Source organism: Paraliobacillus ryukyuensis (assembly GCF_003315295.1).
GTDB lineage: Bacteria > Bacillota > Bacilli > Bacillales > Amphibacillaceae > Paraliobacillus > Paraliobacillus ryukyuensis.
Window position 1 is genome coordinate 170,171 of record NZ_QNRI01000004.1, and the last position, 22,574, is coordinate 192,744.

Consider the following 22,574-nt stretch of genomic DNA (forward strand, 5'->3'; position numbering starts at 1 on the left):
CACATGGTTACACGAAATAAACGTAAGCTCGGTGATGTGCTAAAAGAAGGCGGCTTAATTACTGAACAAGAAATTGTTCAGGTGCTTGAACATAAGAAACCAAGACAAAAACTTGGCGATGCCCTTGTGGAACAAGGCTATATTACCGAACGTCAGTTATTAGAAGTGCTAGAAATTCATTTAAAAATAAATAGCGTGTCTTTATATCGCTTTCCTATTGATTCCGATTTAATGGAACTCGTTCCTAAAGAATTTGCTAAAGAAAATACCTTATTACCGATTGAACAGCGGGAAAACATTCTAACTGTAGCGATGAATGATCCGCTTGATTACTATGCAATTGATTATTTAGAGCTTTCTACAGGATTCACGGTAAAACCGGTGATCGCTACGAAAGATGATATTCAACAAGCAATTAATAAATATTATGATGTGGAAAATGGTTATACGGATGAAGCGATTGAAGATGAAGATGCTCCTGCTATTCGTGTGTTAGATCAAATTTTGCAAACTGGTATCACTTTGAAAGCGAGTGATATCCATATTGATCCGGCGGAAACAAAATTGAATGTCAGGTATCGGGTGGATGGCATGCTTCGTACCGAAAAAACGGTACCGAAAAAATTACAAAATGCATTAATTGCGCGGGTGAAAATTCTATCTCAATTAAACATAACCGAAACCAGACTTCCGCAAGATGGGCGAATTCGTTTAATGATTGATACGAAACCTGTTGATTTGCGAATAGCTACGCTACCTACTGTGTATGGTGAAAAAATTGTTATACGTATTTTAGATCTAACCAATATTTTCAAAACATTAACGGAACTGGATTTTTCGGAAGATACGTTAGATCGGTATGGAAAGGTGATTAAGAAACCATCTGGTCTAGTACTGTTAACAGGCCCAACGGGTTCAGGGAAAACAACAACATTATACGGTTCGATTAATGAATTAAATCAAGAAGATGTCAACATTATTACGGTTGAAGATCCGGTTGAATATCAGTTAGAAGGGATCAATCAAGTACAAGTAAACAGTACAGTAGGCTTAACCTTTGCCAAAGGACTGCGCTCGATTCTGAGACAAGACCCCAACATTATCATGGTAGGGGAGATTCGAGATCGAGAAACTGCGGAGATTGCCATTCGATCTGCGTTAACTGGTCACCTTGTCTTTAGTACATTGCATACCAACAGTGCAATCGCCGCAATCCCACGTCTGTTTGATATGGAAATTGAACCATACCTGGTTGTTTCTGCATTATCGGCTGTTATGGCACAACGTCTAGTTAAGAAAGTCTGTCCAGATTGTAAAACCGCTCGTCCAATAACGGAAATGGAGAAAAAGATTGTTGCTAGCCGTGGGTTAGAGATGGATGAAGTGTATGAAGGTGTAGGCTGTGATAGTTGTCGACATACTGGTTATCGTGGACGTTTAGCGATTCATGAACTATTAGTGGTTGATGATAACGTGAAGAAATTGATGATGAATCATTCAGATATGTCAGAAATGAAGGTTTATTTACAAGATAACAATATGCGTTTTTTATTAGAGGATGGTTTATTTAAAGTTAAGCAAGGACTAACGACCATAGATGAAGTCTTACGAGTTGCAACAGAAGAGTAGGTGAATGAATTGACTTATAATCTAGAAGAATTATTAATAACAGCACATAAGAAAAATGCTTCTGATATCCATCTTACCGTAGGTTCTAAGCCAGTTTTTCGAATTGATGGAAGACTGCAACCTTATGGTGAGATGAAACTAGAACCTGAAGATACCGAACGAATGACACAAGAAATTTTAACAGAAGATATGTGGAATAGATTAATGGAAGAGAGAGAATTAGATTTATCTCATGGAATTAAGAGTATCTCACGCTTCCGGATGAACATTTACTTTCAACGTAATTGTCTTTCTTTAGCAATTCGAACAATTCCAACGAACATTCCATCGATTGACTCATTGGACCTACCTGAAGTATTAAAAGATATTGCGCAACTTTCCCAAGGGTTAGTATTAGTAACTGGACCAACTGGAAGTGGGAAAAGTACAACGTTAGCCTCGATGATTGATTTTATGAATCAATCAATGAACCGTCACATTATTACCTTAGAAGATCCGATTGAGTACTTGCATCAACATAACCAGTGTCTCGTTGATCAACGTGAGATCGGCTTTGACACAAGAGGTTTCCAAAACGGACTTCGCGCATGTTTGCGACAAGATCCAGATGTTATTTTAGTCGGTGAGATGCGAGATTTAGAAACCATCTCGACTGCTATCACAGCAGCAGAAACCGGTCATTTAGTATTGGGGACATTGCATACGACAGACGCTTCATCAACAATGGATCGAATCATTGATGTGTTTCCAGCGCATCAAAAAGGGCAAATTCGTATCCAGTTAGCGAACGTGCTGGAAGCGATTGTTTCGCAACGCTTGTTCCCATTAATGAAAGGATTCGGTCGAGTAGCAGCAACCGAAATACTGATTAATACGCCGGCAGTTAAGAATTTAATCCGATCAGAGAAAATGCACCAAATTCCGAATACGATGCAGACTTCAAAAGAATATGGTATGCACACCATGACCATGGACATTAATCGTTTGCTAAAACAAGGCATGATTAGTGAGAAACATGCAGCTGCCTATCTTAAAGAACTAAGTTATTAATTCTTTCTTGGGAAAGAAGGTGAAAAAGTGAAGTATTATGCTTATAAAGCAAAAGATAATCAAGGCAAGTTAATTAAAGGTCGAATAACAGGCGAAACAGAACAAGAAGCGATTCGACAGATCAAACTAAACGATTTGATTCTGTTTGAATTAAAAGAATTAAATCCATTGTTGTATCAAGATATTTATATTGGAAATCCAGTAAAAAATAAAGATTTTGTTATTTTTCTAAGGCAGTTTTCTACATTGATTGATGCAGGTATTACTTTAGTTGAAACAACAAAAATATTGGAAGAGCAAACCCAAAGTAAGCCATTAAAGAAAGCGTTGAAACAAATTCAATACTCATTAGAAGAAGGAACAAGTCTATCAGATGCCTTAGCTGAATTTCCAAGATTATTTCCTGAATTACTTATCAGTATGGTACAAGCAGGAGAAGTAAGTGGTAATTTAGATGAAATTATGAACCGTATGGCAAACTATTATGAAAAACAATATCAGCTGAAACAAAAAATAGTTACCGCATTAACCTATCCAATCGTAGTAGGTGTAATAGCAATTGTTATTACTGTCTTTTTATTAGCTGTTATTGTACCAGTATTTACGGATATGTTTTTGCAATTTGATCAAGAGATACCCGTATATACATCTATCGTTCTGCAGATCAGCGATGTTGTCCAAACTTTTTGGTGGCTCGTCTTACTTATTGTCATTCTAATAGCCGTAGGTATCCGATTGCTGAACCGCAATCCGAATATGGCGTATATGTTTGACACGATAAAATTACGTATGCCTATTTTCGGTTCATTTGTACAAAAAGCAATTTTATCACGTATGACTCAAACATTAAGTTCGCTATTAAATAGCTCTGTTCCAATTTTACAGGCAGTTAGTATTACTGAAAATGTGATTGGGAATCGAGTGATTAAACATGTATTGCGTAATGCTAGAGATTCATTGGAAAAAGGAGAGTCATTAGCCGAACCGATGCAAAATCATTGGGTGTTTCCCAAATTAATAACACAAATGATTCATGTAGGGGAGCGGACAGGTTCGATTGATGCGATGTTAAAGAAAGTTTCTGAATTCTATGAACAAGAATTAGATGAAAGCTCTGATAAATTAAAAGCATTAATAGAACCAATCATGATAATCTTTCTAGCTGTTATCGTAGGAGCAATCGTGCTAGCAATTGTTATTCCAATGTTCAGCTTATTTGAATCAATCTAAATAGGAAATACTTCCATGGTGAAAAAGTTGTAGACAATTAACAGAGATATAGTATAATAGTAGTGTATAAAAGCTAGGAGCGAGGAAAATCTATCTATATTTGGGCACTTGGATAGATCGGAGCTAGTAGTGCAACCGACTGACACATTTAATAAAGTGGAGGGGTTAACATGTTAAACAAAATGAAAAAATTGTTTCGCAATGAGAAAGGTTTCACACTAGTTGAACTTTTAGCAGTTATTGTTATTTTAGGTATTATCGTTGCAATTGCAGTACCGGCTATAGGGAATATTACAGATGGTGCTAAAGATGATGCGGCCAAAGCACAAGATGAATTAGTATTAGATGCAGCGCGTTTAGCGGATGTAGAGGGTAATTTTTCTAACGGTATGACAGTTACTGAGTTAAAAGAAGCTGGATATTTAGAAGACTTAAACTTAGAGGAATTAGACAGAACTAGCTTTAGCGCAGATTCACCAGTATATAGAAAAGCGGATTCTGGTGGATACACTTTTGAAGAAAGTGAAAAAGCAGCTAATTAATTAAAATCATATCATAATAAAAAGAGATCTCATACTCCATATGAGATCTCTATACATATATAGGAGTAAATAATGGAATTATACATGATTATCGTCTTTTTTGTTTTTGGAAGTGTTTTTGGATCTTTCTTTAATGTAGTTGGGATGCGGATCCCGAACCATACTTTTTTTGATTCCGATCGTTCCTATTGTCCTAATTGTAAAAAACAATTAACTTGGATAGAGTTAATTCCAATCCTATCATATGTCTTTCAACTGGGGCGTTGTAAAGGGTGTAAGCAGAAAATTTCTGTATTATATCCGATCATTGAATTGTTTACAGGAGTGTTATTTGCACTTAGCTATGCACGCTTAGGGTTGCAATTTGAGTTAATAATTGCGCTTCTACTTTCTTCCATGTGTGCTATTATTTTAGTATCTGATATCAGGTATATGATTATCCCCAATAAAATACTGCTGTTTTTCTTGCCACTGTTTATTTTGCTTCGTGCGATAAATCCCCCTCACCCGTGGTGGTCTCCACTCGCTGGTGCACTAATTGGTTTTGTGGTAGTTTTTGTGATCATTTTAGTAAGTAAAGGTGGCATGGGTGCTGGTGATATGAAGCTATTAGCTGTATTAGGTATCGTACTAGGTTACAAAGGTATCCTATTGACCTTTTTTCTTGCTACCTTACTCGGAGCGATAATCACTCTTATCTTATTACTACTAAAAAAAGTGCAACGAAAGACGCCAGTACCATTTGGGCCATTCATCTGTATGGCTGCATGTGTTACCTATTTTTTTGGCTATGATATAATTACCTGGTATACGACATCATTTTTCTAAGGATGGATTATTATGCAATTTTTCACGAAAGACACCGTTAATCTAATGCTAACGGACACAGTGCTCCGCTACCTTCATGAAGATAAAAAAGGTATGGATTACGGGGAAATCGAACTAGAGCCGGGTTTAATAGAAGATGGCAAGATCATCGATAAAGTCACCTTATTAGGTATGGTTCGAGCATTAATAAATGATAAAAAGTGGAAACGAAAAAATATTGCTATCTGCGTACCAGATGCATTCGTAACTTTACGTGAAGAAACCGTTCCGATGCAGTTGACGCAAGAAGAGATAAAGAAATATATTTATTTTGAATTGAATAATAGTATACGTCTCCCATTTAAGGATCCGGTAATTGATTTTGCTTCTATTGAAGAAACGGATGAAGGTAGAAGGATTTTACTATTTGCTTATCCAAAAGAACGACTACAATCTTATATTGCGTTATTTGAAGAGGCTAATTGCAAATTAACGGTTGCTGATCTATCTTTCTTATCAGTGTACCGTGTCTTCAAGCAGTTTGAGCTAACTAGGGAAAATGAGCATCTTTTATTAGTGCAGTGGAGAAAAACTGATCTTGTGTTAACAGTGTTTCATGCTAATCGGCCGATATTTAACCGTCATATTCATCTTTCTAGATTTGATTTTGTGGAATCCATTGAGACAACTGATGAATTTTTTCAAGATGTAATCGAAGAACAATTTATTACCATTGAACGTTTCTTGGATTTTTATCAGTATTCTATTATGAATAATGAAGCACAAATTAATAGTATATTACTAACAGGAGATTTTCCGAATTTACCTTATGTAAATAAAGCGCTAAATGAACGATTTAATCTTCCTGTTCAGACGCTTGATTCTTATCATGAGCTACCTGCAAAATATGCAGAATTATCTGGTTTGAGCTTAAAAAGTCAGTAGAACACATTGTGAGCGAAGGAGATAACAGCATGATAGAGATTAATTTAATTGAAAAGAAAAAAAGTGACGCGTCTCCATATCTTTTGGCTGGTATTAGTTTGTTGCTTATCGCGCTAATTAGTGTTAGTTTCTTGATCTACCATGCGCACTTAGAAAATAAACAAAATGCGTTACTTGAAACGAAAGCTGAGAATAGGCTTTTATTAACTGAGATTAATCAACAAAATCAAGTATTCCAGCAAGTAGATACGTTAGAAAATCAAATTAATCAATTAGGGGAAGTTATTTATCCTAGTACGTTTCTGGTTAATCAAATTAATAGCGTGGTGCCGGAGCAAAGCTTTATAGAGAATTATGCATTTACTATTGCGGAAGGATTGCGGGTAAGTATTCGCACAAATTCGATTAGTGATGGAGCAGCATTTGCACGTTCAATGCAAGCATTACCTTTTATTGGCCAATCTAGTCTAGTTAGCATGGAAAATAAAAATGAATCCTATCTTACTGTATTTACGTTTACAGTTGATAAACAGTCTTTAATAGAGGAAGTTGATTAATATGAATTTGGAATGGAATAGAAAACATTCAATCGCACTTATCCTTATTTTACTTATTGCGCTTATTGTTGGATTATACGGATATTCTCAATTTATTCATACTGATCAAGCACAAGTAAATCAACTTAAAAAAGAAATAGCTATACAAAGAGAAGTGATTAATAATGCGAATGAAAATCAAGAAGCTCTTAACGAAGCCAACGAACGATCGAAAAAATTGCACAGTCAGCTACCAATTGCCACATCAGTTGATACATTACTACTTGAATTAGAAGCAATCGAAGGAACTTCTAATGTTAACCTACTGAATATAAACACAGGTGAAGCACGCACGCTTCCAGAAAACTATCCTAGCTTGCAATCAGCAGACTTTCAAATTGGTTTTAGTGCTGACAGTTATGTAAATATGGAAAAGTTTATTCGTGCCTTAAATGATGCAAAACAACTACTAGAGATTACACAATTAGAATATACCCAAGCGAGTGAAGGCGAAGGAATTGAAGCTACAGTTACAATCTCTGCTTTTGAATCCGCTCCCCAGCAAGAAATGAAACAATCAGCAGAATAACAACTTTTTTAAGAGTGATGCATATGGCATCACTTTTTTTAGTATCTCACTTTAACGAAACATAATTTTGTAGAAAAATAGCATACCGCAATAGACACGTCTCGCCTTTCTTTTTAACCCGATTGTGATAGAGTATCGATCAATAGGAAAAGTAGAAATGGAGCGGATTTGATGGATAATAAGAAAAAAGTCATTGTCAAATTGAATAATAGAACGTTAAATAAAAGCAACGATTCAGATGAAACGGATGCGTCTTCACAAAAATGGTTTCACGAACAAGCTGCATCTATCGACTCCCAAGAAGAACCAGATATATATGAGCGTAGAGAATCGACGTATACTAACGTTGCAAATAAAAAGAATAACCAGTTAAAGTTAACTATATTAACAGTCATCGTTGCTATTATTGTTGGCATTAGTTTTGGGTTCATTGTGTTAAAAATGTTTGTCGAAATGAAAGATCCTAGTATAAATGCTACAAATCAACAGCTAACAGAAACGGAGGTAAGTTCAGATCAAGTGGAAGAAAAGAGTGGGCAAACAACAAATGATGAAATACAACAAACAATTACAATAAATGCTATGAGTGCTTATGTCGTTCAAGCAGGCGTATTTTCCACTGCGGCACAAGCGGATGAATGGAAAAAAAAGCTCAGCGATGCCGGGTATCAAGCTTTTTCCTGGAACACGGATGAAGGAGTGCGGTTATTTACTAACCTATTTACAACCGAGTCAGAAGCTGATCAATTAGTCGCTGCAATGTCGGAAAAAGGACTTGAAGGATACGCAAGAGAGTGGAGGACAGAAGAAAGAGAGGCAAGTATAAACGCAAATGTAGAAGAGTGGTTGGGCGTATTCTCTAGTTTATGGAATACTACCGTCACTAGCATAACAGATGAACAAGCTTTATATAAAGAAGCGGAAGCGTGGAAAGCTTGGCTAGAATCAGCACCAAAAGAGTCACCAGATTCGCTTCATTCATTCAATAAATCGGCCCAAAACCTCTTAGTCGCATTAGAGGAAAAACAAGCAGTGCCAACTATTCATATAAATCTTTTTGAAGTATGGTATTACTATAGCCAATTATAATTTGTTTCAATGTGACAAAATTACTAATCACCCTATTATTGTTCATCGATTTCTCATCAATCCAACTGTGAAATTGCAGAATAGCCAACAAAATAGCATTGTAGTTAATATTTAGCTAGTTGTTTTTTGATTCGCATCTTCGTAAACTAGTTACATTATTCAAACTGAATGAGGTGAAAGTAGTGACAAATCTACACGTTATGATGAAAAATGTACCTAGAGAAGATCGCCCGAGAGAAAGGCTGGCTAAATTAGGCGCAGCACATGTCTCAAATCAAGAGTTACTCGCTATTTTATTAGGAACTGGAACAAGGGATGAATCTGTCCAATCTTTGGCTGAACGTGTGCTAATGCATTTTGAAGGGATACGCTTATTACAAGATTGTACGCTTGAAGAATTAACCGCAATTAAAGGGATTGGAAACGTCAAAGCTGTTACACTTTTAGCTGCTGTGGAACTTGGAAAACGTATCAATCAATTAAAGCCACAAGATCGTTATTGTATCCGTAGTCCAGAAGATGGAGCCGATTTTGTGATGGAAGAGATGCGTTTGTTAAAACAAGAACATTTTGTTTGTTTGTTTCTAAATACAAAAAATCAAGTTATCCATCGTCAGACTATTTTTATCGGAAGTTTGAATGCCTCCATTGTACACCTTCGCTTTATAGGTACTGATATATCAATGTTTTCCGATTCGGAATAGCCTGGAGTGACGAAAAAGTGACCAACGTTAAAATAAATGTTCAAAAACATTAGCACTTTCTTTATGCTGATCCTCTTCTAAGTGAGAATAAAGGTCTAGCGTTATACCAATATTAGCGTGTCCTAGTCTTTCTTGTATGACTTTAAAGTTAATGCCTTTCTTAACCATTAAAGATGCACAAGAGTGGCGCAATTGATGAAAGGATATATTTTTTAAGTCATACCTTTTTTTAATCTTATCCCATTGGTTTCGCATTGTATTTAAGTGAGTAGGGTAACCATCTTCTCTTACCAGTAATAAATTAATCATCTCGTCATTTTCGTCATATATTCCACGCCATAAATTACCCATTTGCATACGTCTTGCTTTAAACTGCAGATGATATTTGTCCAATTCATCCATAAATTCTTTTGGAAAATATACGGTTCGTGGTTTTTTGTTTTTTACTGGTGCTAGATAAAATTGTTTTGAATGCTTATCATATCTTAATTGCTTGTCGATATAGATAGAATTATTATCATAATTAATTGATTCTTCACGTATCCCTAGTATCTCTCCTCTTCTTAAACCTCCTATAGCGGCTAATTTTATCATAATTCTGTGCTTGGGATAACAATCATTCAGTACAGTAAAGAGATGGTTTAATTCTTGTTCGTTGTAAAAGTCTACTTTTCTCTTATCTCTTTTTGGTTCTTTGATACCGGCTGTCGGATTGCTGCTAATTACATCCCATTCAAACGCACGAGCAAAAATACTTTTTAATAAAAGATACTTATTAGGAATAAGCGGCTTATTTTCTGCTTGTTCATTAGCTAGGTACTCTACAATATGATATTTTTTTATGTCCTTTAATTTCATTTCTCCAAAGTGATTTAAAATGCCACAGTCGTTTAATAAATACTCATAGGACTCTTTGCTAGTTAACGTCAAATTTGGCTTAACGTGATTTTTTATCCAACGCTCCACAAAACTTTTAAAACTAATTTTGTCGATTGGTTCATCTTTTTCATTAAAACACTTAATTTCAAAATCACGTATTTTTTTATTTAAGTCTCTCTGACTCCTAGCTGAAACCGTTTTTGTTCTTCTTTTTCGTTTTCCTCGATCGTCGTAACCAAGCTCTACATAAATTTTAAACTTTCCAAAGCCTAAATCATCATAACTTGCCATAACCTTCATCTCCTTGTAAGAATACACGTTCTAATTTTTTACACGGCATCAAAATAATTCATATACCCCAAGTGGATCCAGCATAAGATAAGTAAAATCGTCTATTTTTATTTCTCTTCCATACTTTTCGCGAAAGTATTTAATACTCTCCTTCAAAAATTCCTCTGTCACGTTTAAGTACTCTGCAATTTCATATCTTGACCTACAACCATTCTTATATGCTTTTATAAACAATTCTGGTGGCGTTAGCTTTTGATGGGCCCATTTTCTAGCAAGCTTCTCTTGTTTCACGTTAAATATTTTGGATTGATCTAGAATATCTCCAACGGTCATATGATGATGACCCAATTCTTCTGCTAATACGCAAGCTTTTTCTGTTTGTGTTTTAATCCGCTTGTTAATCCAGATCACATTGTCACTATAGAGACCTTTTATTTTTCCTTTCATGTGATGTTCTTGAACGTCTATATGTAGTTTTGCAGCTTCTAACTGTAAGCATTCATACATAAATATCCCCCTAGTTATTATCGCGTTTTGAGCGCAGGTACTCTTTAAATCTCTTTATTTCTTCTAATTCATCTTCAGACCAATCTTCACCATCATGATGCGCAGCTATTGTATATTGACCTTTATCTTCTTTAACGCGATCTAATCCACTATCTTCTATAAGTTGACTTTTCTTAATATTGAAGTGGTCTGCTATTTTTTGAATAGCACCCATCCTAGGAGTCTTTTCTCCTTTTTCCCAAGTAGAAACTGCTTTATCAGATACACCTGCAATTTCGCCTAATTCTTGTTGTGTAAGATCATATCTATCTCGTAATAATTTCAAATTTTCACTAATTCCCATTGTTATCTCCCTTTTTTTACAAATTCTATTATAAGTAGATTATATATAAGAAGTTGAATAAATTCAACACTAAAAGTAGAAAAACACAGCCATTTTGTTGTGACATTCTACTTTTAGTAGATTAGTATTGACTTATAAAACAAAAACGAGGTGATAACAATATGGGGTTGACAGTAAAACAGGCTCGACAATTTAGTGAGTTGAGTCAAGCGGAAATGGCGATAAATCTTGGTGTCCACCGCCAAACATACATGAAATGGGAGCAATGCCCCGATGCAATGCCGTTAGGTAAAGCTAAAGAGTTCTGTACAATTACAGGTATTTCAATTGATGAAATTTTTTTTAAAAAACACTCTACTTTAAGTAGATAAATTAAAAGCGGATTTAGTTCATGCAAAACATAATATTTCCAGAAACAGCTAAAAGACAGACAGGAGGTGTAGGAATGAGAAATGTAAGGGGAGCAAAAGCATTATCAAGATACCTTGATACTCAGGGGGTACCAATCAGTGAGTCAACAATATTTTCACTATTAAGGCAAGGCAAGATACCGCATCAGCGACCATCACCAAGAATTCTTGTTTTTAATCTAGATGCTATTGATGAGTGGTTAGGAAATAAATGAAAGGAACGTGAGTCAGAATGATTTATTACCAAGATCTTATTGATCGTATGGATGGTTACAGAATTGGAACAACAGTAGTAGAAAATGGTGAAGCATATTTAGCAACTGAAGATGGTCGAGTTGACTTGAATACTTATAGTCAAATTGAAATTCAAACCTATGATGATAACGGTATTAAGTATCATGAGATAACTTATGAGGAAATGTTACATGAAAAAACACCTGAAGGCTGGCCACTATTTGCTGGCTTCTACGCAAGAGTTAAAGGAGGAGAACAATGATAACAAAAACAAATGATCTTAATCAATTTTGTAATCGTTTCGAAGAGATCAAACAAGTTCAAGACAACACCCTTAAAGCAATTAGACTATCAGCACTCACGACAGATATGGAAAATGTTTATGATATCCCACGTACCGGCCAGTTAAGAATAGCCGCGTTTAAGCAAGCTTATCCAGAAGTGATGTCTCTGTATAAAGAAATTAGTCAAGAAAGGGTGATCTGATGGCAACGGTAACGATGATTGTTTTCATTACTGCAGCAGTATTGATAACTGTGACAAATTTAATTCTTGCTCGTAAGGCTGACAAAATAGCTGAGTACGAAAAAGCGGATCGAGGTGACGTAGATTGAAACTAAGTGATTATTTTACAAAGTCTAATGAATATCGAGCTAACACTTTGATGCAACAGCACGAACACTATTTGAATCTAGCAAAAATCGAAAGAGATGAGGGGAACTTTGATAAGTCTTTATTGTATAGCAACCATGCTACGGCTATAACAATGGAACTTAAAAGAATGCATAAACAAAAGTTAAGCACAGATGAAGCTATAAAATTACTTGAACAAAATAAGCAAGGTTTATGTAGTGGTTTATTTAATGAAAGGTGGCGATAAAAGTTGGTCAATCAACAAAGGGATTACCTAATAGATAAAGATAAATACGGAAATGACTTTTTTGGGAATGAAGTATTTTGTGGCGATGAAATTTATATTTATGAAGAGGAATTTTGGTTAGTTGATTCATTATCTGGTAATGAAAAGACGCTTTTAGATTTAATTAACGCAAAAAAGATCCGTGCTACCAACACGAATCTATAAACAAACTATATAAACCAATTATAGCATGAAGGGTAGGTAAGGGGAAATGGTAGAACCAATAATTAACTTAAATACATTAGCGGATGGGGCATTTGCTGAACGCATTAATTATGAATTAAAAAACTTACTTCAAAACATCGCAGACCCTAATACGGATGCTCAAAAAAAGCGGAAGTTGCAAGTTACTTTAACTCTAGAGGCTAATGAGAATAGGGAACTAGCTGATGTAAATATTGATGTGAAAGCAACTCCTGCTCCAAGAAAGAGTATCGGATCAACACTTATTCTAGATCGAGACGAAGCAGGATATGCCACTGCAGCTGAATTAAAGAGTGGTATTAAAGATCAGACCTATTTTGATCCAGAATCTTATGAAGTAAAAGACGACAGAGGACAAAATGTTGTAGATCTTCAAAAACAAGGAGGAAGTAAATAATGATCAAAGAAGCATTGGAATACTTAGTGAAGTTGGGTAACAAGGATGTTGTTGAGGTTAATGGTCAAGCATATGCAACAGGTTCTATGAATCTATTAGAAAGCCCTTCTGCAAGAACAATAGATGTTCGATCGCTGTCAGGTTTAATTGATTACTTAAAGTCAAATTTTGATGAACTAGACAATGTGCTGATTCAAATAGAAAGTGCAACATCGGTTGTGGCTTATTCAACTCTTAATGATGATTATAATCGACAAAAATGGATAAGAGCTTCCGCTTTGTTACCGGATTTTCGATTTGATTCATTTTACGATTCAGAAAGTTTCAATATTAAATTACAGTCATGTTTTCTAGACAATGATGATCGAAAAATCATGTTACAAGTTGTAGGCAATATTAGAGAAGAAGCGGTTCAAACTTTTGGTGATGATGGAGTGAGTCAATCTGTTGTAGCACGAACTGGTATTGCACAAGTTGGCGATGTAAAAGTACCTAACCCAGTTATGTTATCACCTTACCGTACCTTTGTTGAAATCGATCAACCAGAAAGCAATTTTGTTTTTCGAATGAAGGAAGGGGCAAAATGTGCGCTATTTGAAGCAGATAGTGGGGCTTGGGAGTTAGAAGCTATGGATAATATAAAAGATCATCTTATGAGAGAGTTACAAGATTTAATTGATTCGGGTGACGTTCACATTATCTCTTAACAAATACATAGGTACTGCTTTTAAGCGGTACCTATTAATCTATAACAACGAGGTGAAGATATGAACCAACTGATGAAGATGTTTGAAGGTAATGAGTTAAGAATACTCACGAAAGAAAATGAATTGTGGTTCATTGCTAAGGATGTTTGCACCATTTTGAATATTACCAAATATCGTGATGCTGTTTCTAGATTAGATGATGATGAAAGGGAGCCGGTACAAGTGGACACCCTTGGAGGAAAACAATCAATGATAGCAGTTAATGAATTTGGTCTTTATAACTTAGTTTTATCAAGTCGAAAACCTGAGGCAAAGCAATTTAAACGATGGGTAACCCATGAAGTTATTCCTTCGATTCGAAAGTCAGGTAAATATGAATTAGGTACCGCTTCTTATACAATTGAAGATCCAATAAAACGAGCAGAGCGCTGGATTGAAGAGCAAAAAGAAAAGTTAATGTTAGAACAGCGTGTTCAGGAATATGAACCAAAGGTGAATTACGTAGATAAAATACTTGCTTCTAAAGATGCTGTTAATATAACACAAATATCCAAAGATTATGGTCTAAGCGGTAAAAAGCTGAATGATCTTCTTCATGAAGCGGGGGTTCAGTACAAGATGAATGGCCAATGGCTTTTATATGGTAAGCACCAAGGAAAAGGTTATACGAAATCTAAGACAACAGAGTATAACAAAAAAGATGGGACCACTGGTGTTAAATTACATACCAGGTGGACCCAAAAAGGACGTTTATTTATTCACGAGATCTTAAAGTCTCGCGGTATCTATCCATTATTAGATAGATCTGCTTAAAACAAACGTAGGATGGTGCTGCAACACTGTCCTACACCTACCTATTATACATCACATAAGAAAAGGTGGTCTACATGGCTAAATTTAGAATGATACAAACAGATTTCTGGAGTGACCCTAAGATTGTTGAAGAATTTACTCCTGAAGATAAATATTTCTTTTTATACTTATTAACTAACCCAAAGACAACGCAGATAGGCATTTATGTAATTACTAAGAAACATATTGCTTTCGATACAGGTTATTCAATTGAAAGTGTAAACGCGATTATGGATCGTTTCATCAATCATCATAAAGTCATTTCTTACAATGACGAAACACGAGAAATAGCCATAAAGAATTGGGGCAGATACAACCTTAATAAAGGCGGAAAACCCGTTGAAGATTGTGTCCGATCTGAATTAAAAGAAGTAAAAGATACTAGTTTAATTACTTATGTTGGAGAACGCATTCAAAAAAAGGAAATAAAAGCGTTGTACGATTCGTATAACGTATCGTCGCACGATACGGATAACGATACGTCTAGCGAACCGTCACACGATACGTCCAACGTTTCGCAACATAGCAAAAATGAAGAAACCAGTCATATCAATGCTTCTTACGATACGTCTAACGACTCGTTAACGATAAGTGGACAAAATAAAGAAGAAGAAGAAGAAAAAGAAGAATATAAAGAAAAACAACAACAACAAGAAATAGAAAATATAAAAGATAGTGGTGGTAGTGGTATTGATGACCCTGGGTTTAAAGAAATACTTGATTTCTACCGCGATAATCTTCAAAAGGCAATTACAGAAACACCTTTTAATTATGAATTGCTTAGTAAATTTTACGCTGAGTGGGGCAAAGATTTGATGTTGGCAGCATTAAAACTAGCAGCTAAAAAAGAGGCCAAAGGTGTAGCTTTTATCGAAGCGGTTTTTAATAATTGGCGTACTTACGGTGTTAAGACTTTGGAGGATGCTCGTCGTTATAACGAACAGATGCTTAAAAGCAGAAAAGGCTATTCCAATTATAAAGTTGAGGATGTACCGAACTGGTACCTTGAACAGAAAAAGAAAAGCGAAGAAAAAGCGAAACAAGCGGCTACTGTATCATCAGAATCGCTTGAAGAGAAGCAAGATGTTAGTCAGCTATTAAATCAATATAACAAGAAAAAAGGTTCTAGGAGCAAATCTTCATAAACTAAATTCAAGGATTTACAAATTAAATTATAAGAAGGTGCTGCAAGTGAGTACATGTGTCGAGTGCAAGAAACAACCAGCGCATCATTGGGGCAGTCATCTATGTTGGGAATGCTATAGAAAATTATTTAAAGCAACGATCGAGGAAGATAGGCATGACGGTAAACCTAAGTAATGAATTTCATCCGTATTCCAAGGAGAAACAGCTTGGGTTAAAAACAAAAAAGAAGCTGAAAGCACCTAAAAATAAAAACTTTACTCAAGCTATTAAACTAGCAATCTTCAAACGCGATGGATATCGATGTGTAAAGTGTGGCAGTCATAAGATAGAATCGGTACCACATCATATTATTTATAAAAGTAAGGGTGGTTTAGGTACCAAACGGAATGGAGCAACTGTGTGCCGATTGTGCCATGATTGGGCGCATCATAAATGCCTTGGACCATATGGTGAGCCAAGTAAACAAGGTCGTAAATGGTTTGAATATTGGCAGGAAGCAAAGCTTGATGAAAAAGGTGATCTTTTATGACAAAACTATATGTACAAGAACACCATCAGGAAACTCCCGATGGTGATGTAATTACTACCATCAAGACATATAAATCAAAGCCTACACATTATAGCTATATTATTTTTATCTGAGTAAGGAGCATTAAAATGATGAATCGAGTAGTACTAGTAGGACGATTAACGAAAGATCCAAATTTACGATATACACCTAATGGCATCGCTGTAGCTAACTTTACTATTGCAGTAAATAGACCTTTTTCCAGTCAACAAGGTAATCATGAAGCGGATTTTGTTAACTGTGTAATCTGGAGAAGACCAGCTGAGAACTTAGCAAACTTTATGAACAAAGGAAATTTAATTGGCGTTGATGGGCGCATCCAAACAAGAAATTTTGAAGGCCAAGACGGAAAAATGGTTTTTGTCACGGAAGTATTAGCTGGATCCGTTCAATTCTTAGAATCAAAGAATAAAATATCCTCTTCAAATCAAGATGATAAAAAAACTGGTGATAATAATCCGCTTGTAGAGCAAGGAGAGCCTATTGATATTAGTGACGATGATTTACCGTTTTGAACAGTGGTAACACTATTAGATACAAAATGTGAAGTAAGGAAGGAGGATTAAAATGGAGACTTATTCAGTAGAACAAGCTTCTCGCAATGCTCTTAACTGGTGCGAAAATAATAAAGGTTGGGCGAGAATTTGTGATATTGAAAATGTAGATTCACTTTACAAAAATTGGGCGGAATTATCTGAAAAAGAAAAGAGTTACTGGGTAAAGCAATTCGGACAATATGATGCTGAAAGTGCTTGGATAGAATTTGGAAAAAGCCCTTGTAAGGTTCCTTATGGGTTTATAACTGGAAAAGGGGATTTCTACAGAAATATTTTAGATGTTCCATTACACCATAATTTAATGACAGTCTACAAAGTTAGCTAAGTCAAACTCCGATTAAAATTTGTCACTAAAATGAGGAATGATTTGTCTATGGAGAAAGTCAACCAAAAAATCGTAGAGAACAAAACTGAGGTTATTCGATATCAAAAAATAATTGATAAATTAACTCAGGAAGATAAAGTAGACAAAATCTATTTGTTATCAAAGCAATTAATATTTATTGGCCGACTATCCACGATATATTATGAAATTAACAAACAGCTATATATTAAGCGGAAATTAATACATAGCGAAGAGTATATAAAAGCAAAAGGTAATAAGTCTGCTGCAGCCGATTTAGCTGTTGCAGACATAAGAAGAAAAGAAATCGAAGCGGATATACAATATAAGCGTTGGAATACTGCTTTTAAAACAACTGTTGAAGAAATCAATGCTCTTAAATATAAAGTTCGAATAGATCTTGCAGATGGTAGTAACAATAGCGTCTTTTAAAAAAGAGACCTGTAACTCAAGTCTCTATAACAAAATAAGAGATACCAAGTAAATTAGATTACTGGAGGTATCTCGATTTATCAAATAAACACACTAAGGATTGCTTAGTTAGTTGAGTTAAACCAAGTTTCTATATTGTCTCTTAAAGGTTCTATTAAGTTCCAAAAGGAATCTATATTTGACACTATGATAATAAGAATCATAACAAGAATAAAAGTGCTCATATCTTTTAAACTACGTTCATTATGTACTTTTCGTTTTGTTATTAATAAAACGGTGAAGTAATAAATTATACCTAGATTAACTAAGACACGTCCTATTACATTATTAGCAGTTAACGTATCATTATAAAGTAGATTCCAAACAAATTTAATGTTGTAAGTTATGGAATTTAATAATGTTTGTAAAGAATCAAATTGCATTGGTTGTATTTGGACAATTACAGCTTCTACGGACTTAGGGATAAATAAAAGACTAAAAATAATAGCAATATAAGTGATATTTTTAAAAGCCCATTGAATTTTAGCCTTATGATTTTCAAAAGGAATTTTAGTGTCCTTGTATATAGTAATACTAAGAATCAATAATCCAATCATAGAAATGAACTCATAAGTTAAAGAATAGAAGCTTAGTATAATGCTAATTATTAAGAACGCCAAGCCCACTCTGAGAGCTGCAGTTTCAAATCCATCATCGTTATTATTATGATAAGGAGGTTTATTGATTGTAGTGGATGCATCGATATAAATGTCATCTCCATTCACAAATTTTTGTTGGACTAATATAGAAGTCTTTGGTTTAATAAACTCCTTTGTAATCTGTATTATTGTAAAAATTGCAGCTACTGTAGTAATTATTGTGTTTAATAGGTTTATATTCAATATAATAGTCTCCTTTTAGTTTTAATAATTATATCGGTAAATATACCCATTTGTTTAGGAAGGTAGGTAATTATCATATATAAAGGATACTAAAGGGCAATGGGAAGCATGCAGCATCCAAATTTAAAGATGGTGCAAAAATATTACCCTATCATATAGCAATACATTATGGTTGATATTTATGATAAGTATGAAGCGGAGCTCTTATTTGAATATTGTGGAAGATTAAAAGGTAGGTGAGCATGTGTACGAATGGTTACAAGACTATCAAAAGATAGAAGAAGAAATAATTTACTTAGACTTCGAGCTTACCAGAAATAAAAAAGAATTAGATAGATGGATAAAAGGCGATTTAGAAAATATTAAATTAAACGATCAGTCAAAAGCAGCTAAACTAGAAGAGGTAATAGAGAATGTAGAATATGAATTAGCGCATAAGATGAACGATCTGTATGATGCAAAAAAACTTATTAGCATGTTCAAAGGATTGGAAAACCGCATCCTTTATAAAAAATACGTAGAAGGAAAAACGTTAGCGCTAATCGCTCATGAAATGAATTACAGTTCAAACTACATTTATAATAAGCATGCTCAGATTATGAAAATGATAGATTTTGCACTTCACATTAATTTAACATGAATAAATGCGATAGAAACTATTGAAAAAATGAATTATAGTAATAGTATAGAAAACTTTACAAGTACAATTTATACTTTAATGTGCTGTTAGGTAGCAACATAAACCTAGGGTAGTACAATTTAAATTTAAAGGCAGGGGTTTGGATGCAAGAAATTATCGCATTGATTATTTTCACTGTACCAGGATTAATAACGTATTTCTGGATAAATTTATTTGGGATAACTCCGAGTTCTAAAAAGAATAATGGTGAAATGGCAGTCATTAGTATTTTATTGTGGATCCCAATCATATGTATTATCCTTGCAATCTATAATATACTAGCATTTGCTTCACGCTGGGAAGCTCTTCATCCAAGCTTTGATATACCAATTTTAAAGAAAGAATGGAGTTATGTTGATAATTTAACAGATTTAATGACGTTGTCGGGGAATATATGGTTTATTTTATTTTATACTCTATTGACAGTAATAGTTAGTTTCTTTTTAGCTAGATTCATTTCGAAAGATCTTTATAAAAAACTGATTGATCAAGTGAACAAGGTAAGAACAAATAATAAAATAGCGTCATTAGGAGCGCATTCAACAGTATGGGATTCAATGTTTCTGAATAATCAAGGGCAAGTAGTTGAGTTGAAAAGAGAAGGACAAGAAAAATCTATAAAAGGATTTTTAATAAGAGTACCTCGAGCACATGAAACTGGACATGCAATTGTACTCGAGGCTGTAGAACATTGGGCAAATGTAATGGATTATTACGATGTTGAAATTGAACAAACTTATGTAGACTTAGATAATGGTGTAATTATAAATGTCTACAATTTAAATCGTGCTCTGGAGGCACAAAAAAAGTTTAACGAAAGATTTCCAGATGGAATTACTTCTTAGGTTTTACTGGTCTTGATGGTTTACTAGTATAAGATGGTTTGTCGGCAGAATGTTTAATGTGTTTTGATGGTAAACCACTTGGTTTCTCTATTGGTTTACTACTGGGTCTTTTCTCCATTTCATCACCTCCTTTTTATAACATTTCTATAAATGATTAAATCTTCCTGCTACTTTTGCAGGAATTTACTTATTTTTGTCGAAATGATTGATGAGAAGGAGGAGATATAAGTGAAAAAGGTAGTTCTGTCTAAAATGTTAAAAGAATTGGATGAAAATAACGATATTAAAATGTCCAATTATGATTTAGATAAAGAAAAATTCGGTAGTTATGTGGAAATTCTGCGGGATGAAAAATTAGCAGAAAATATCACTGTGCAAAGAGGAGGGCAAGAAAATAAGGTTTTAGTTCTACTAACCAGAGGTGGAAGAGTAACACTAAAAGGTTACGAATTTATAGAAAATAATCCGTTTGACCATAAAGCACCTAATAATATTGATAGAAGAAAACTAAGGTATAGTATTCTTAAAGAGTTAGATAAAGGTAATGACATCTCAAAGGAATTATATGGATTAGATTCAGAAACTTTTATTTTTTTTGTAAATGAACTCAAAGAAGATGGTTATATTACTAATGTCACTATTGACTTTTCGGGTTCGTTTGTTGGTAGCCCAAGACTTACTCCTGAAGGAGAAAAATATGTTGATGAACACTCTAAAATGAAAACCGTTTACGGTTTAGTAAAAGAATTAAGAGATTGGGTTAAATTATAGACATCTCATAACGAGGTGGCTTTTCTTCTGGCAAAACAATCCAATAACTGATAAAATTCCATGTAACATACATAGGGGGTTATCGTTTGAAAAAGCTATTATTGTTTTTAGCAGTTATACTTTTATTAATAAGTGCATGTGGAAATGGTATCGATGAAAATGTAGATGAGAATATTGCAAAAGATACAATGCAATCTATAGAAATAGTAAAAGACGCAATTAATAACAATACAGTAGTTGAAGATCTACCAGATGAAGATTTAAGAATTATGTCAAAATACAAAGATAAATATGAACAGGATGATAGTCTGAATGGAGTTGATGAACAGATTATCGCTTTTGGCATAACTGTAGTTTCAAAATACGCAAGAAGTAGCTTGCTGCAGTCAGAAGTTGATAAAATTGCAGAGGATATTGAAGTTACTGAGAAAATGATAAGTACAGGTGAACCAAAATTTGAAGATTTTTAGACATCTCATAACGAGGTGTCTTTTTATTATGCATAAAAGGAGATTAAACTTTTTTAAATTTAAACCGATATAAGTTAGAAGAATAGGAGGAAAAACATGACAAAAAAAATTATACGTCTAACAATCATTATATTAGCTGTTTTATTTCTTTGTTTATCAAATACTTATGCTGAAACCTCAGAAACTGAAAATTTGATTCCAGTATTAACATCTAATACAGAACCAACTGGTGAGGCTAGTTCAAGTACTATATGGAGTAATAGACATCAACCCTACAATGCTTTTAATCAGTCCAATGATGACTATGGTTGGGTTACTGCTGAAGGAGAGAAGACAGGGTGGCTTTCCTATGAATTTGAACAACCTAAAGTAGTTAACAAGTACATAATTAAAAAAAGAACTAAACACATGAAGGTCTCAGAAGAAATACCTAAAGATTGGACTTTTGAGGGTTGGAATGGAGATGAATGGTTAGTACTTGATGAGCAGACTAATGTAACTAATTGGGAGGATTCAAAAGAATTTTCCTTTAATAATACAGATGAATTTAAAAAATATAGACTCAATGTTACTGATAATAATGGATATAAATTTACTAGTATTGGTGCTCTTGAAATGTATAACCAAGAACAAAATAATACTGAACCAACACCTGATCCACAGAATCCAGAAATAAAAGAAGGTACGAAATTGTATGTGGGAAATGAATCTTTATATAAATTAAGTTCTGGTGACATATACGCTTGGGGAAATAATCAGTATGGTCAGCTAGGTCTTGGGGATATGCAAAACAGAGATATTTCTTCAAGAGAGAAAGTTGATTTACCAGAAAAAATCATCGATCTAGTAATTGGAAAGAACTTTGTAATTGCACTTGGAGAAAGTGGAAAAGTTTATGGTTGGGGTGATAACACTTCGGAATTGTATGATGATAATGGTGGATTAATTCTCTCTCCAGTAGAGTTTGATGAAGATATTCAATCAATAATAAAAGCAGAATAGTATATTAAAGCATCCT

Annotated in this window: 34 protein-coding genes, 1 pseudogene and 1 riboswitch; of the genes and pseudogenes, 30 read left to right on the top strand and 5 right to left on the bottom strand. The window is 34.3% G+C overall.

The genetic code is table 11. From position 1 onward, the window contains the following. Window positions 1–3 precede the first annotated feature (3 nt). From DES48_RS08430 to radC, 10 genes and pseudogenes are all read left to right on the top strand, one after another. Entirely contained in the window at window positions 4–1,629 is a 1,626-nt protein-coding gene (locus DES48_RS08430; RefSeq protein WP_113868420.1) for a GspE/PulE family protein, read from the top strand. 9 nt (window positions 1,630–1,638) lie between these two features. Then, the gene (locus DES48_RS08435; protein ID WP_113868518.1) at window positions 1,639–2,679 is read left to right on the top strand and encodes a type IV pilus twitching motility protein PilT; all 1,041 of its coding nucleotides are present in this window, start codon (window positions 1,639–1,641) and stop codon (window positions 2,677–2,679) included. A gap of 27 nt (window positions 2,680–2,706) precedes the next feature. Further along, a complete protein-coding gene (locus DES48_RS08440) occupies window positions 2,707–3,909 on the top strand; it encodes a type II secretion system F family protein (protein WP_113868422.1) in 1,203 nt (400 codons plus the stop codon). A gap of 66 nt (window positions 3,910–3,975) precedes the next feature. Continuing rightward, window positions 3,976–4,059, top strand: a riboswitch (cyclic di-GMP riboswitch). A 20-nt stretch (window positions 4,060–4,079) separates the two neighbouring features. After that, complete coding sequence (locus DES48_RS08445; RefSeq protein ID WP_113868424.1) at window positions 4,080–4,451, top strand: competence type IV pilus major pilin ComGC; 372 nt, start codon at window positions 4,080–4,082, stop codon at window positions 4,449–4,451. A 72-nt stretch (window positions 4,452–4,523) separates the two neighbouring features. Beyond that, a complete protein-coding gene (locus tag DES48_RS08450) occupies window positions 4,524–5,279 on the top strand; it encodes a prepilin peptidase (protein WP_113868427.1) in 756 nt (251 codons plus the stop codon). 12 nt (window positions 5,280–5,291) lie between these two features. Further along, window positions 5,292–6,203 (top strand): type IV pilus biogenesis protein PilM, encoded by a 912-nt coding sequence (gene pilM / locus DES48_RS08455; RefSeq protein ID WP_113868429.1) that lies wholly within the window; start codon window positions 5,292–5,294, stop codon window positions 6,201–6,203. 29 nt (window positions 6,204–6,232) lie between these two features. After that, window positions 6,233–6,760 carry a hypothetical protein gene (locus DES48_RS08460; RefSeq protein WP_079708367.1) on the top strand — a complete coding sequence of 176 codons (528 nt, stop codon included), beginning with the start codon at window positions 6,233–6,235 and terminating at the stop codon, window positions 6,758–6,760. A gap of 1 nt (window position 6,761) precedes the next feature. Beyond that, on the top strand, window positions 6,762–7,328 hold the full coding sequence (gene pilO, locus DES48_RS08465) for a type 4a pilus biogenesis protein PilO (RefSeq protein WP_079708368.1): 567 nt from the start codon (window positions 6,762–6,764) through the stop codon (window positions 7,326–7,328). A gap of 171 nt (window positions 7,329–7,499) precedes the next feature. After that, window positions 7,500–8,417, top strand: coding sequence for an SPOR domain-containing protein (locus DES48_RS08470; protein ID WP_113868431.1), 918 nt, complete (start codon window positions 7,500–7,502; stop codon window positions 8,415–8,417). Window positions 8,418–8,617: 200 nt separating this feature from the next. After that, window positions 8,618–9,079: pseudogene (gene radC / locus DES48_RS08475) on the top strand (RadC family protein); the annotation flags it as partial. Between the two features lie 69 nt (window positions 9,080–9,148). Here radC and DES48_RS08480 read toward each other — a convergent pair. The 3 genes from DES48_RS08480 to DES48_RS08490 are packed head-to-tail and all read right to left on the bottom strand — an operon-like array spanning window position 9,149 to window position 11,141. Further along, window positions 9,149–10,291, bottom strand: a complete 1,143-nt coding sequence (locus DES48_RS08480) for a tyrosine-type recombinase/integrase (protein ID WP_170126187.1) — start codon at window positions 10,289–10,291, stop codon at window positions 9,149–9,151. 48 nt (window positions 10,292–10,339) lie between these two features. Beyond that, entirely contained in the window at window positions 10,340–10,798 is a 459-nt protein-coding gene (locus DES48_RS08485) for an ImmA/IrrE family metallo-endopeptidase (RefSeq protein ID WP_113868435.1), read from the bottom strand. 10 nt (window positions 10,799–10,808) lie between these two features. After that, window positions 10,809–11,141: a helix-turn-helix transcriptional regulator gene (locus tag DES48_RS08490; RefSeq protein ID WP_113868521.1), complete on the bottom strand. Its 333-nt coding sequence runs from the start codon at window positions 11,139–11,141 to the stop codon at window positions 10,809–10,811. Window positions 11,142–11,302: 161 nt separating this feature from the next. On the opposite strand from DES48_RS08490, the gene DES48_RS08495 reads away from it, so the two are divergent. From DES48_RS08495 to DES48_RS08560, 15 genes are all read left to right on the top strand, one after another. Continuing rightward, window positions 11,303–11,512, top strand: a complete 210-nt coding sequence (locus tag DES48_RS08495; protein WP_113868437.1) for a helix-turn-helix transcriptional regulator — start codon at window positions 11,303–11,305, stop codon at window positions 11,510–11,512. Between the two features lie 74 nt (window positions 11,513–11,586). Beyond that, window positions 11,587–11,766 carry a helix-turn-helix transcriptional regulator gene (locus DES48_RS08500; protein WP_113868439.1) on the top strand — a complete coding sequence of 60 codons (180 nt, stop codon included), beginning with the start codon at window positions 11,587–11,589 and terminating at the stop codon, window positions 11,764–11,766. A 17-nt stretch (window positions 11,767–11,783) separates the two neighbouring features. Then, a complete protein-coding gene (locus DES48_RS08505; protein WP_113868441.1) occupies window positions 11,784–12,047 on the top strand; it encodes a hypothetical protein in 264 nt (87 codons plus the stop codon). Further along, the gene (locus DES48_RS08510) at window positions 12,044–12,271 is read left to right on the top strand and encodes a hypothetical protein (protein ID WP_113868443.1); all 228 of its coding nucleotides are present in this window, start codon (window positions 12,044–12,046) and stop codon (window positions 12,269–12,271) included. The genes DES48_RS08505 and DES48_RS08510 overlap by 4 nt, the downstream gene beginning before the upstream one ends. Next, window positions 12,271–12,399 carry a hypothetical protein gene (locus DES48_RS16375; RefSeq protein WP_281269231.1) on the top strand — a complete coding sequence of 43 codons (129 nt, stop codon included), beginning with the start codon at window positions 12,271–12,273 and terminating at the stop codon, window positions 12,397–12,399. The genes DES48_RS08510 and DES48_RS16375 overlap by 1 nt, the downstream gene beginning before the upstream one ends. Then, window positions 12,396–12,665, top strand: coding sequence for a hypothetical protein (locus DES48_RS08515; RefSeq protein WP_113868445.1), 270 nt, complete (start codon window positions 12,396–12,398; stop codon window positions 12,663–12,665). The genes DES48_RS16375 and DES48_RS08515 overlap by 4 nt, the downstream gene beginning before the upstream one ends. Window positions 12,666–12,668: 3 nt before the next feature. Beyond that, window positions 12,669–12,869, top strand: a complete 201-nt coding sequence (locus DES48_RS08520) for a hypothetical protein (protein ID WP_113868447.1) — start codon at window positions 12,669–12,671, stop codon at window positions 12,867–12,869. 46 nt (window positions 12,870–12,915) lie between these two features. Beyond that, window positions 12,916–13,305, top strand: coding sequence for a replication terminator protein (locus tag DES48_RS08525; protein WP_113868456.1), 390 nt, complete (start codon window positions 12,916–12,918; stop codon window positions 13,303–13,305). After that, window positions 13,305–14,012: a hypothetical protein gene (locus DES48_RS08530; protein WP_113868458.1), complete on the top strand. Its 708-nt coding sequence runs from the start codon at window positions 13,305–13,307 to the stop codon at window positions 14,010–14,012. Before DES48_RS08525 ends, DES48_RS08530 begins: the two co-directional genes overlap by 1 nt. 60 nt (window positions 14,013–14,072) lie before the next feature. Then, window positions 14,073–14,825, top strand: coding sequence for a phage antirepressor (locus DES48_RS08535; RefSeq protein WP_113868460.1), 753 nt, complete (start codon window positions 14,073–14,075; stop codon window positions 14,823–14,825). A 74-nt stretch (window positions 14,826–14,899) separates the two neighbouring features. Continuing rightward, complete coding sequence (locus DES48_RS08540; protein ID WP_113868462.1) at window positions 14,900–16,009, top strand: DnaD domain protein; 1,110 nt, start codon at window positions 14,900–14,902, stop codon at window positions 16,007–16,009. Between the two features lie 155 nt (window positions 16,010–16,164). Further along, window positions 16,165–16,539 carry an HNH endonuclease gene (locus tag DES48_RS08545; RefSeq protein ID WP_113868464.1) on the top strand — a complete coding sequence of 125 codons (375 nt, stop codon included), beginning with the start codon at window positions 16,165–16,167 and terminating at the stop codon, window positions 16,537–16,539. A 128-nt stretch (window positions 16,540–16,667) separates the two neighbouring features. Continuing rightward, window positions 16,668–17,093, top strand: coding sequence for a single-stranded DNA-binding protein (gene ssb, locus DES48_RS08550; RefSeq protein WP_113868466.1), 426 nt, complete (start codon window positions 16,668–16,670; stop codon window positions 17,091–17,093). 52 nt (window positions 17,094–17,145) lie between these two features. Beyond that, on the top strand, window positions 17,146–17,460 hold the full coding sequence (locus DES48_RS08555; RefSeq protein WP_113868468.1) for a hypothetical protein: 315 nt from the start codon (window positions 17,146–17,148) through the stop codon (window positions 17,458–17,460). Between the two features lie 48 nt (window positions 17,461–17,508). Further along, on the top strand, window positions 17,509–17,910 hold the full coding sequence (locus DES48_RS08560) for a hypothetical protein (RefSeq protein WP_113868470.1): 402 nt from the start codon (window positions 17,509–17,511) through the stop codon (window positions 17,908–17,910). 104 nt (window positions 17,911–18,014) lie between these two features. Here the strand turns inward: DES48_RS08560 and DES48_RS08565 are convergent, their stop codons facing one another. After that, the gene (locus tag DES48_RS08565) at window positions 18,015–18,791 is read right to left on the bottom strand and encodes a hypothetical protein (RefSeq protein WP_113868472.1); all 777 of its coding nucleotides are present in this window, start codon (window positions 18,789–18,791) and stop codon (window positions 18,015–18,017) included. 244 nt (window positions 18,792–19,035) lie between these two features. Between DES48_RS08565 and DES48_RS08570 the strand changes: the two genes are divergently transcribed. Both DES48_RS08570 and DES48_RS08575 read left to right on the top strand, forming a co-directional pair. Then, the gene (locus tag DES48_RS08570) at window positions 19,036–19,431 is read left to right on the top strand and encodes a hypothetical protein (protein ID WP_113868474.1); all 396 of its coding nucleotides are present in this window, start codon (window positions 19,036–19,038) and stop codon (window positions 19,429–19,431) included. A 143-nt stretch (window positions 19,432–19,574) separates the two neighbouring features. Beyond that, a complete protein-coding gene (locus DES48_RS08575; RefSeq protein WP_113868476.1) occupies window positions 19,575–20,315 on the top strand; it encodes a hypothetical protein in 741 nt (246 codons plus the stop codon). Here the strand turns inward: DES48_RS08575 and DES48_RS16380 are convergent. Then, the gene (locus DES48_RS16380; protein WP_281269232.1) at window positions 20,305–20,433 is read right to left on the bottom strand and encodes a hypothetical protein; all 129 of its coding nucleotides are present in this window, start codon (window positions 20,431–20,433) and stop codon (window positions 20,305–20,307) included. The two genes, DES48_RS08575 and DES48_RS16380, sit on opposite strands and share 11 nt — an antisense overlap. Window positions 20,434–20,543: 110 nt before the next feature. On the opposite strand from DES48_RS16380, the gene DES48_RS08580 reads away from it, so the two are divergent. From DES48_RS08580 to DES48_RS08590, 3 genes are all read left to right on the top strand, one after another. Further along, on the top strand, window positions 20,544–21,086 hold the full coding sequence (locus DES48_RS08580) for a YjcQ family protein (protein WP_113868477.1): 543 nt from the start codon (window positions 20,544–20,546) through the stop codon (window positions 21,084–21,086). Between the two features lie 86 nt (window positions 21,087–21,172). Beyond that, the gene (locus tag DES48_RS08585) at window positions 21,173–21,556 is read left to right on the top strand and encodes a hypothetical protein (protein ID WP_113868479.1); all 384 of its coding nucleotides are present in this window, start codon (window positions 21,173–21,175) and stop codon (window positions 21,554–21,556) included. A 96-nt stretch (window positions 21,557–21,652) separates the two neighbouring features. Beyond that, on the top strand, window positions 21,653–22,558 hold the full coding sequence (locus DES48_RS08590; protein WP_113868481.1) for an RCC1 repeat-containing protein: 906 nt from the start codon (window positions 21,653–21,655) through the stop codon (window positions 22,556–22,558). The last annotated feature ends 16 nt before the right edge of the window (window positions 22,559–22,574 follow it).

Excerpts from the sequence above, each read along its gene's own strand:
- DES48_RS08430 (WP_113868420.1), top strand. The coding sequence starts at position 4 with ATGGTTACACGAAATAAACGTAAGCTCGGTGATGTGCTAAAAGAAGGC.
- DES48_RS08445 (WP_113868424.1), top strand. The coding sequence starts at position 4,080 with ATGTTAAACAAAATGAAAAAATTGTTTCGCAATGAGAAAGGTTTCACA.
- DES48_RS08450 (WP_113868427.1), top strand. The coding sequence starts at position 4,524 with ATGGAATTATACATGATTATCGTCTTTTTTGTTTTTGGAAGTGTTTTT.
- pilM (WP_113868429.1), top strand. The coding sequence starts at position 5,292 with ATGCAATTTTTCACGAAAGACACCGTTAATCTAATGCTAACGGACACA.
- DES48_RS08460 (WP_079708367.1), top strand. The coding sequence starts at position 6,233 with ATGATAGAGATTAATTTAATTGAAAAGAAAAAAAGTGACGCGTCTCCA.
- pilO (WP_079708368.1), top strand. The coding sequence starts at position 6,762 with ATGAATTTGGAATGGAATAGAAAACATTCAATCGCACTTATCCTTATT.
- DES48_RS08470 (WP_113868431.1), top strand. The coding sequence starts at position 7,500 with ATGGATAATAAGAAAAAAGTCATTGTCAAATTGAATAATAGAACGTTA.
- DES48_RS08480 (WP_170126187.1), bottom strand. The coding sequence starts at position 10,291 with ATGGCAAGTTATGATGATTTAGGCTTTGGAAAGTTTAAAATTTATGTA.
- DES48_RS08485 (WP_113868435.1), bottom strand. The coding sequence starts at position 10,798 with ATGTATGAATGCTTACAGTTAGAAGCTGCAAAACTACATATAGACGTT.
- DES48_RS08490 (WP_113868521.1), bottom strand. The coding sequence starts at position 11,141 with ATGGGAATTAGTGAAAATTTGAAATTATTACGAGATAGATATGATCTT.
- DES48_RS08495 (WP_113868437.1), top strand. The coding sequence starts at position 11,303 with ATGGGGTTGACAGTAAAACAGGCTCGACAATTTAGTGAGTTGAGTCAA.
- DES48_RS08500 (WP_113868439.1), top strand. The coding sequence starts at position 11,587 with ATGAGAAATGTAAGGGGAGCAAAAGCATTATCAAGATACCTTGATACT.
- DES48_RS08505 (WP_113868441.1), top strand. The coding sequence starts at position 11,784 with ATGATTTATTACCAAGATCTTATTGATCGTATGGATGGTTACAGAATT.
- DES48_RS08510 (WP_113868443.1), top strand. The coding sequence starts at position 12,044 with ATGATAACAAAAACAAATGATCTTAATCAATTTTGTAATCGTTTCGAA.
- DES48_RS16375 (WP_281269231.1), top strand. The coding sequence starts at position 12,271 with ATGGCAACGGTAACGATGATTGTTTTCATTACTGCAGCAGTATTGATA.
- DES48_RS08525 (WP_113868456.1), top strand. The coding sequence starts at position 12,916 with ATGGTAGAACCAATAATTAACTTAAATACATTAGCGGATGGGGCATTT.
- DES48_RS08530 (WP_113868458.1), top strand. The coding sequence starts at position 13,305 with ATGATCAAAGAAGCATTGGAATACTTAGTGAAGTTGGGTAACAAGGAT.
- DES48_RS08535 (WP_113868460.1), top strand. The coding sequence starts at position 14,073 with ATGAACCAACTGATGAAGATGTTTGAAGGTAATGAGTTAAGAATACTC.
- DES48_RS08540 (WP_113868462.1), top strand. The coding sequence starts at position 14,900 with ATGGCTAAATTTAGAATGATACAAACAGATTTCTGGAGTGACCCTAAG.
- DES48_RS08545 (WP_113868464.1), top strand. The coding sequence starts at position 16,165 with ATGACGGTAAACCTAAGTAATGAATTTCATCCGTATTCCAAGGAGAAA.
- ssb (WP_113868466.1), top strand. The coding sequence starts at position 16,668 with ATGATGAATCGAGTAGTACTAGTAGGACGATTAACGAAAGATCCAAAT.
- DES48_RS08555 (WP_113868468.1), top strand. The coding sequence starts at position 17,146 with ATGGAGACTTATTCAGTAGAACAAGCTTCTCGCAATGCTCTTAACTGG.
- DES48_RS08560 (WP_113868470.1), top strand. The coding sequence starts at position 17,509 with ATGGAGAAAGTCAACCAAAAAATCGTAGAGAACAAAACTGAGGTTATT.
- DES48_RS08575 (WP_113868476.1), top strand. The coding sequence starts at position 19,575 with ATGCAAGAAATTATCGCATTGATTATTTTCACTGTACCAGGATTAATA.
- DES48_RS16380 (WP_281269232.1), bottom strand. The coding sequence starts at position 20,433 with ATGGAGAAAAGACCCAGTAGTAAACCAATAGAGAAACCAAGTGGTTTA.
- DES48_RS08590 (WP_113868481.1), top strand. The coding sequence starts at position 21,653 with ATGACAAAAAAAATTATACGTCTAACAATCATTATATTAGCTGTTTTA.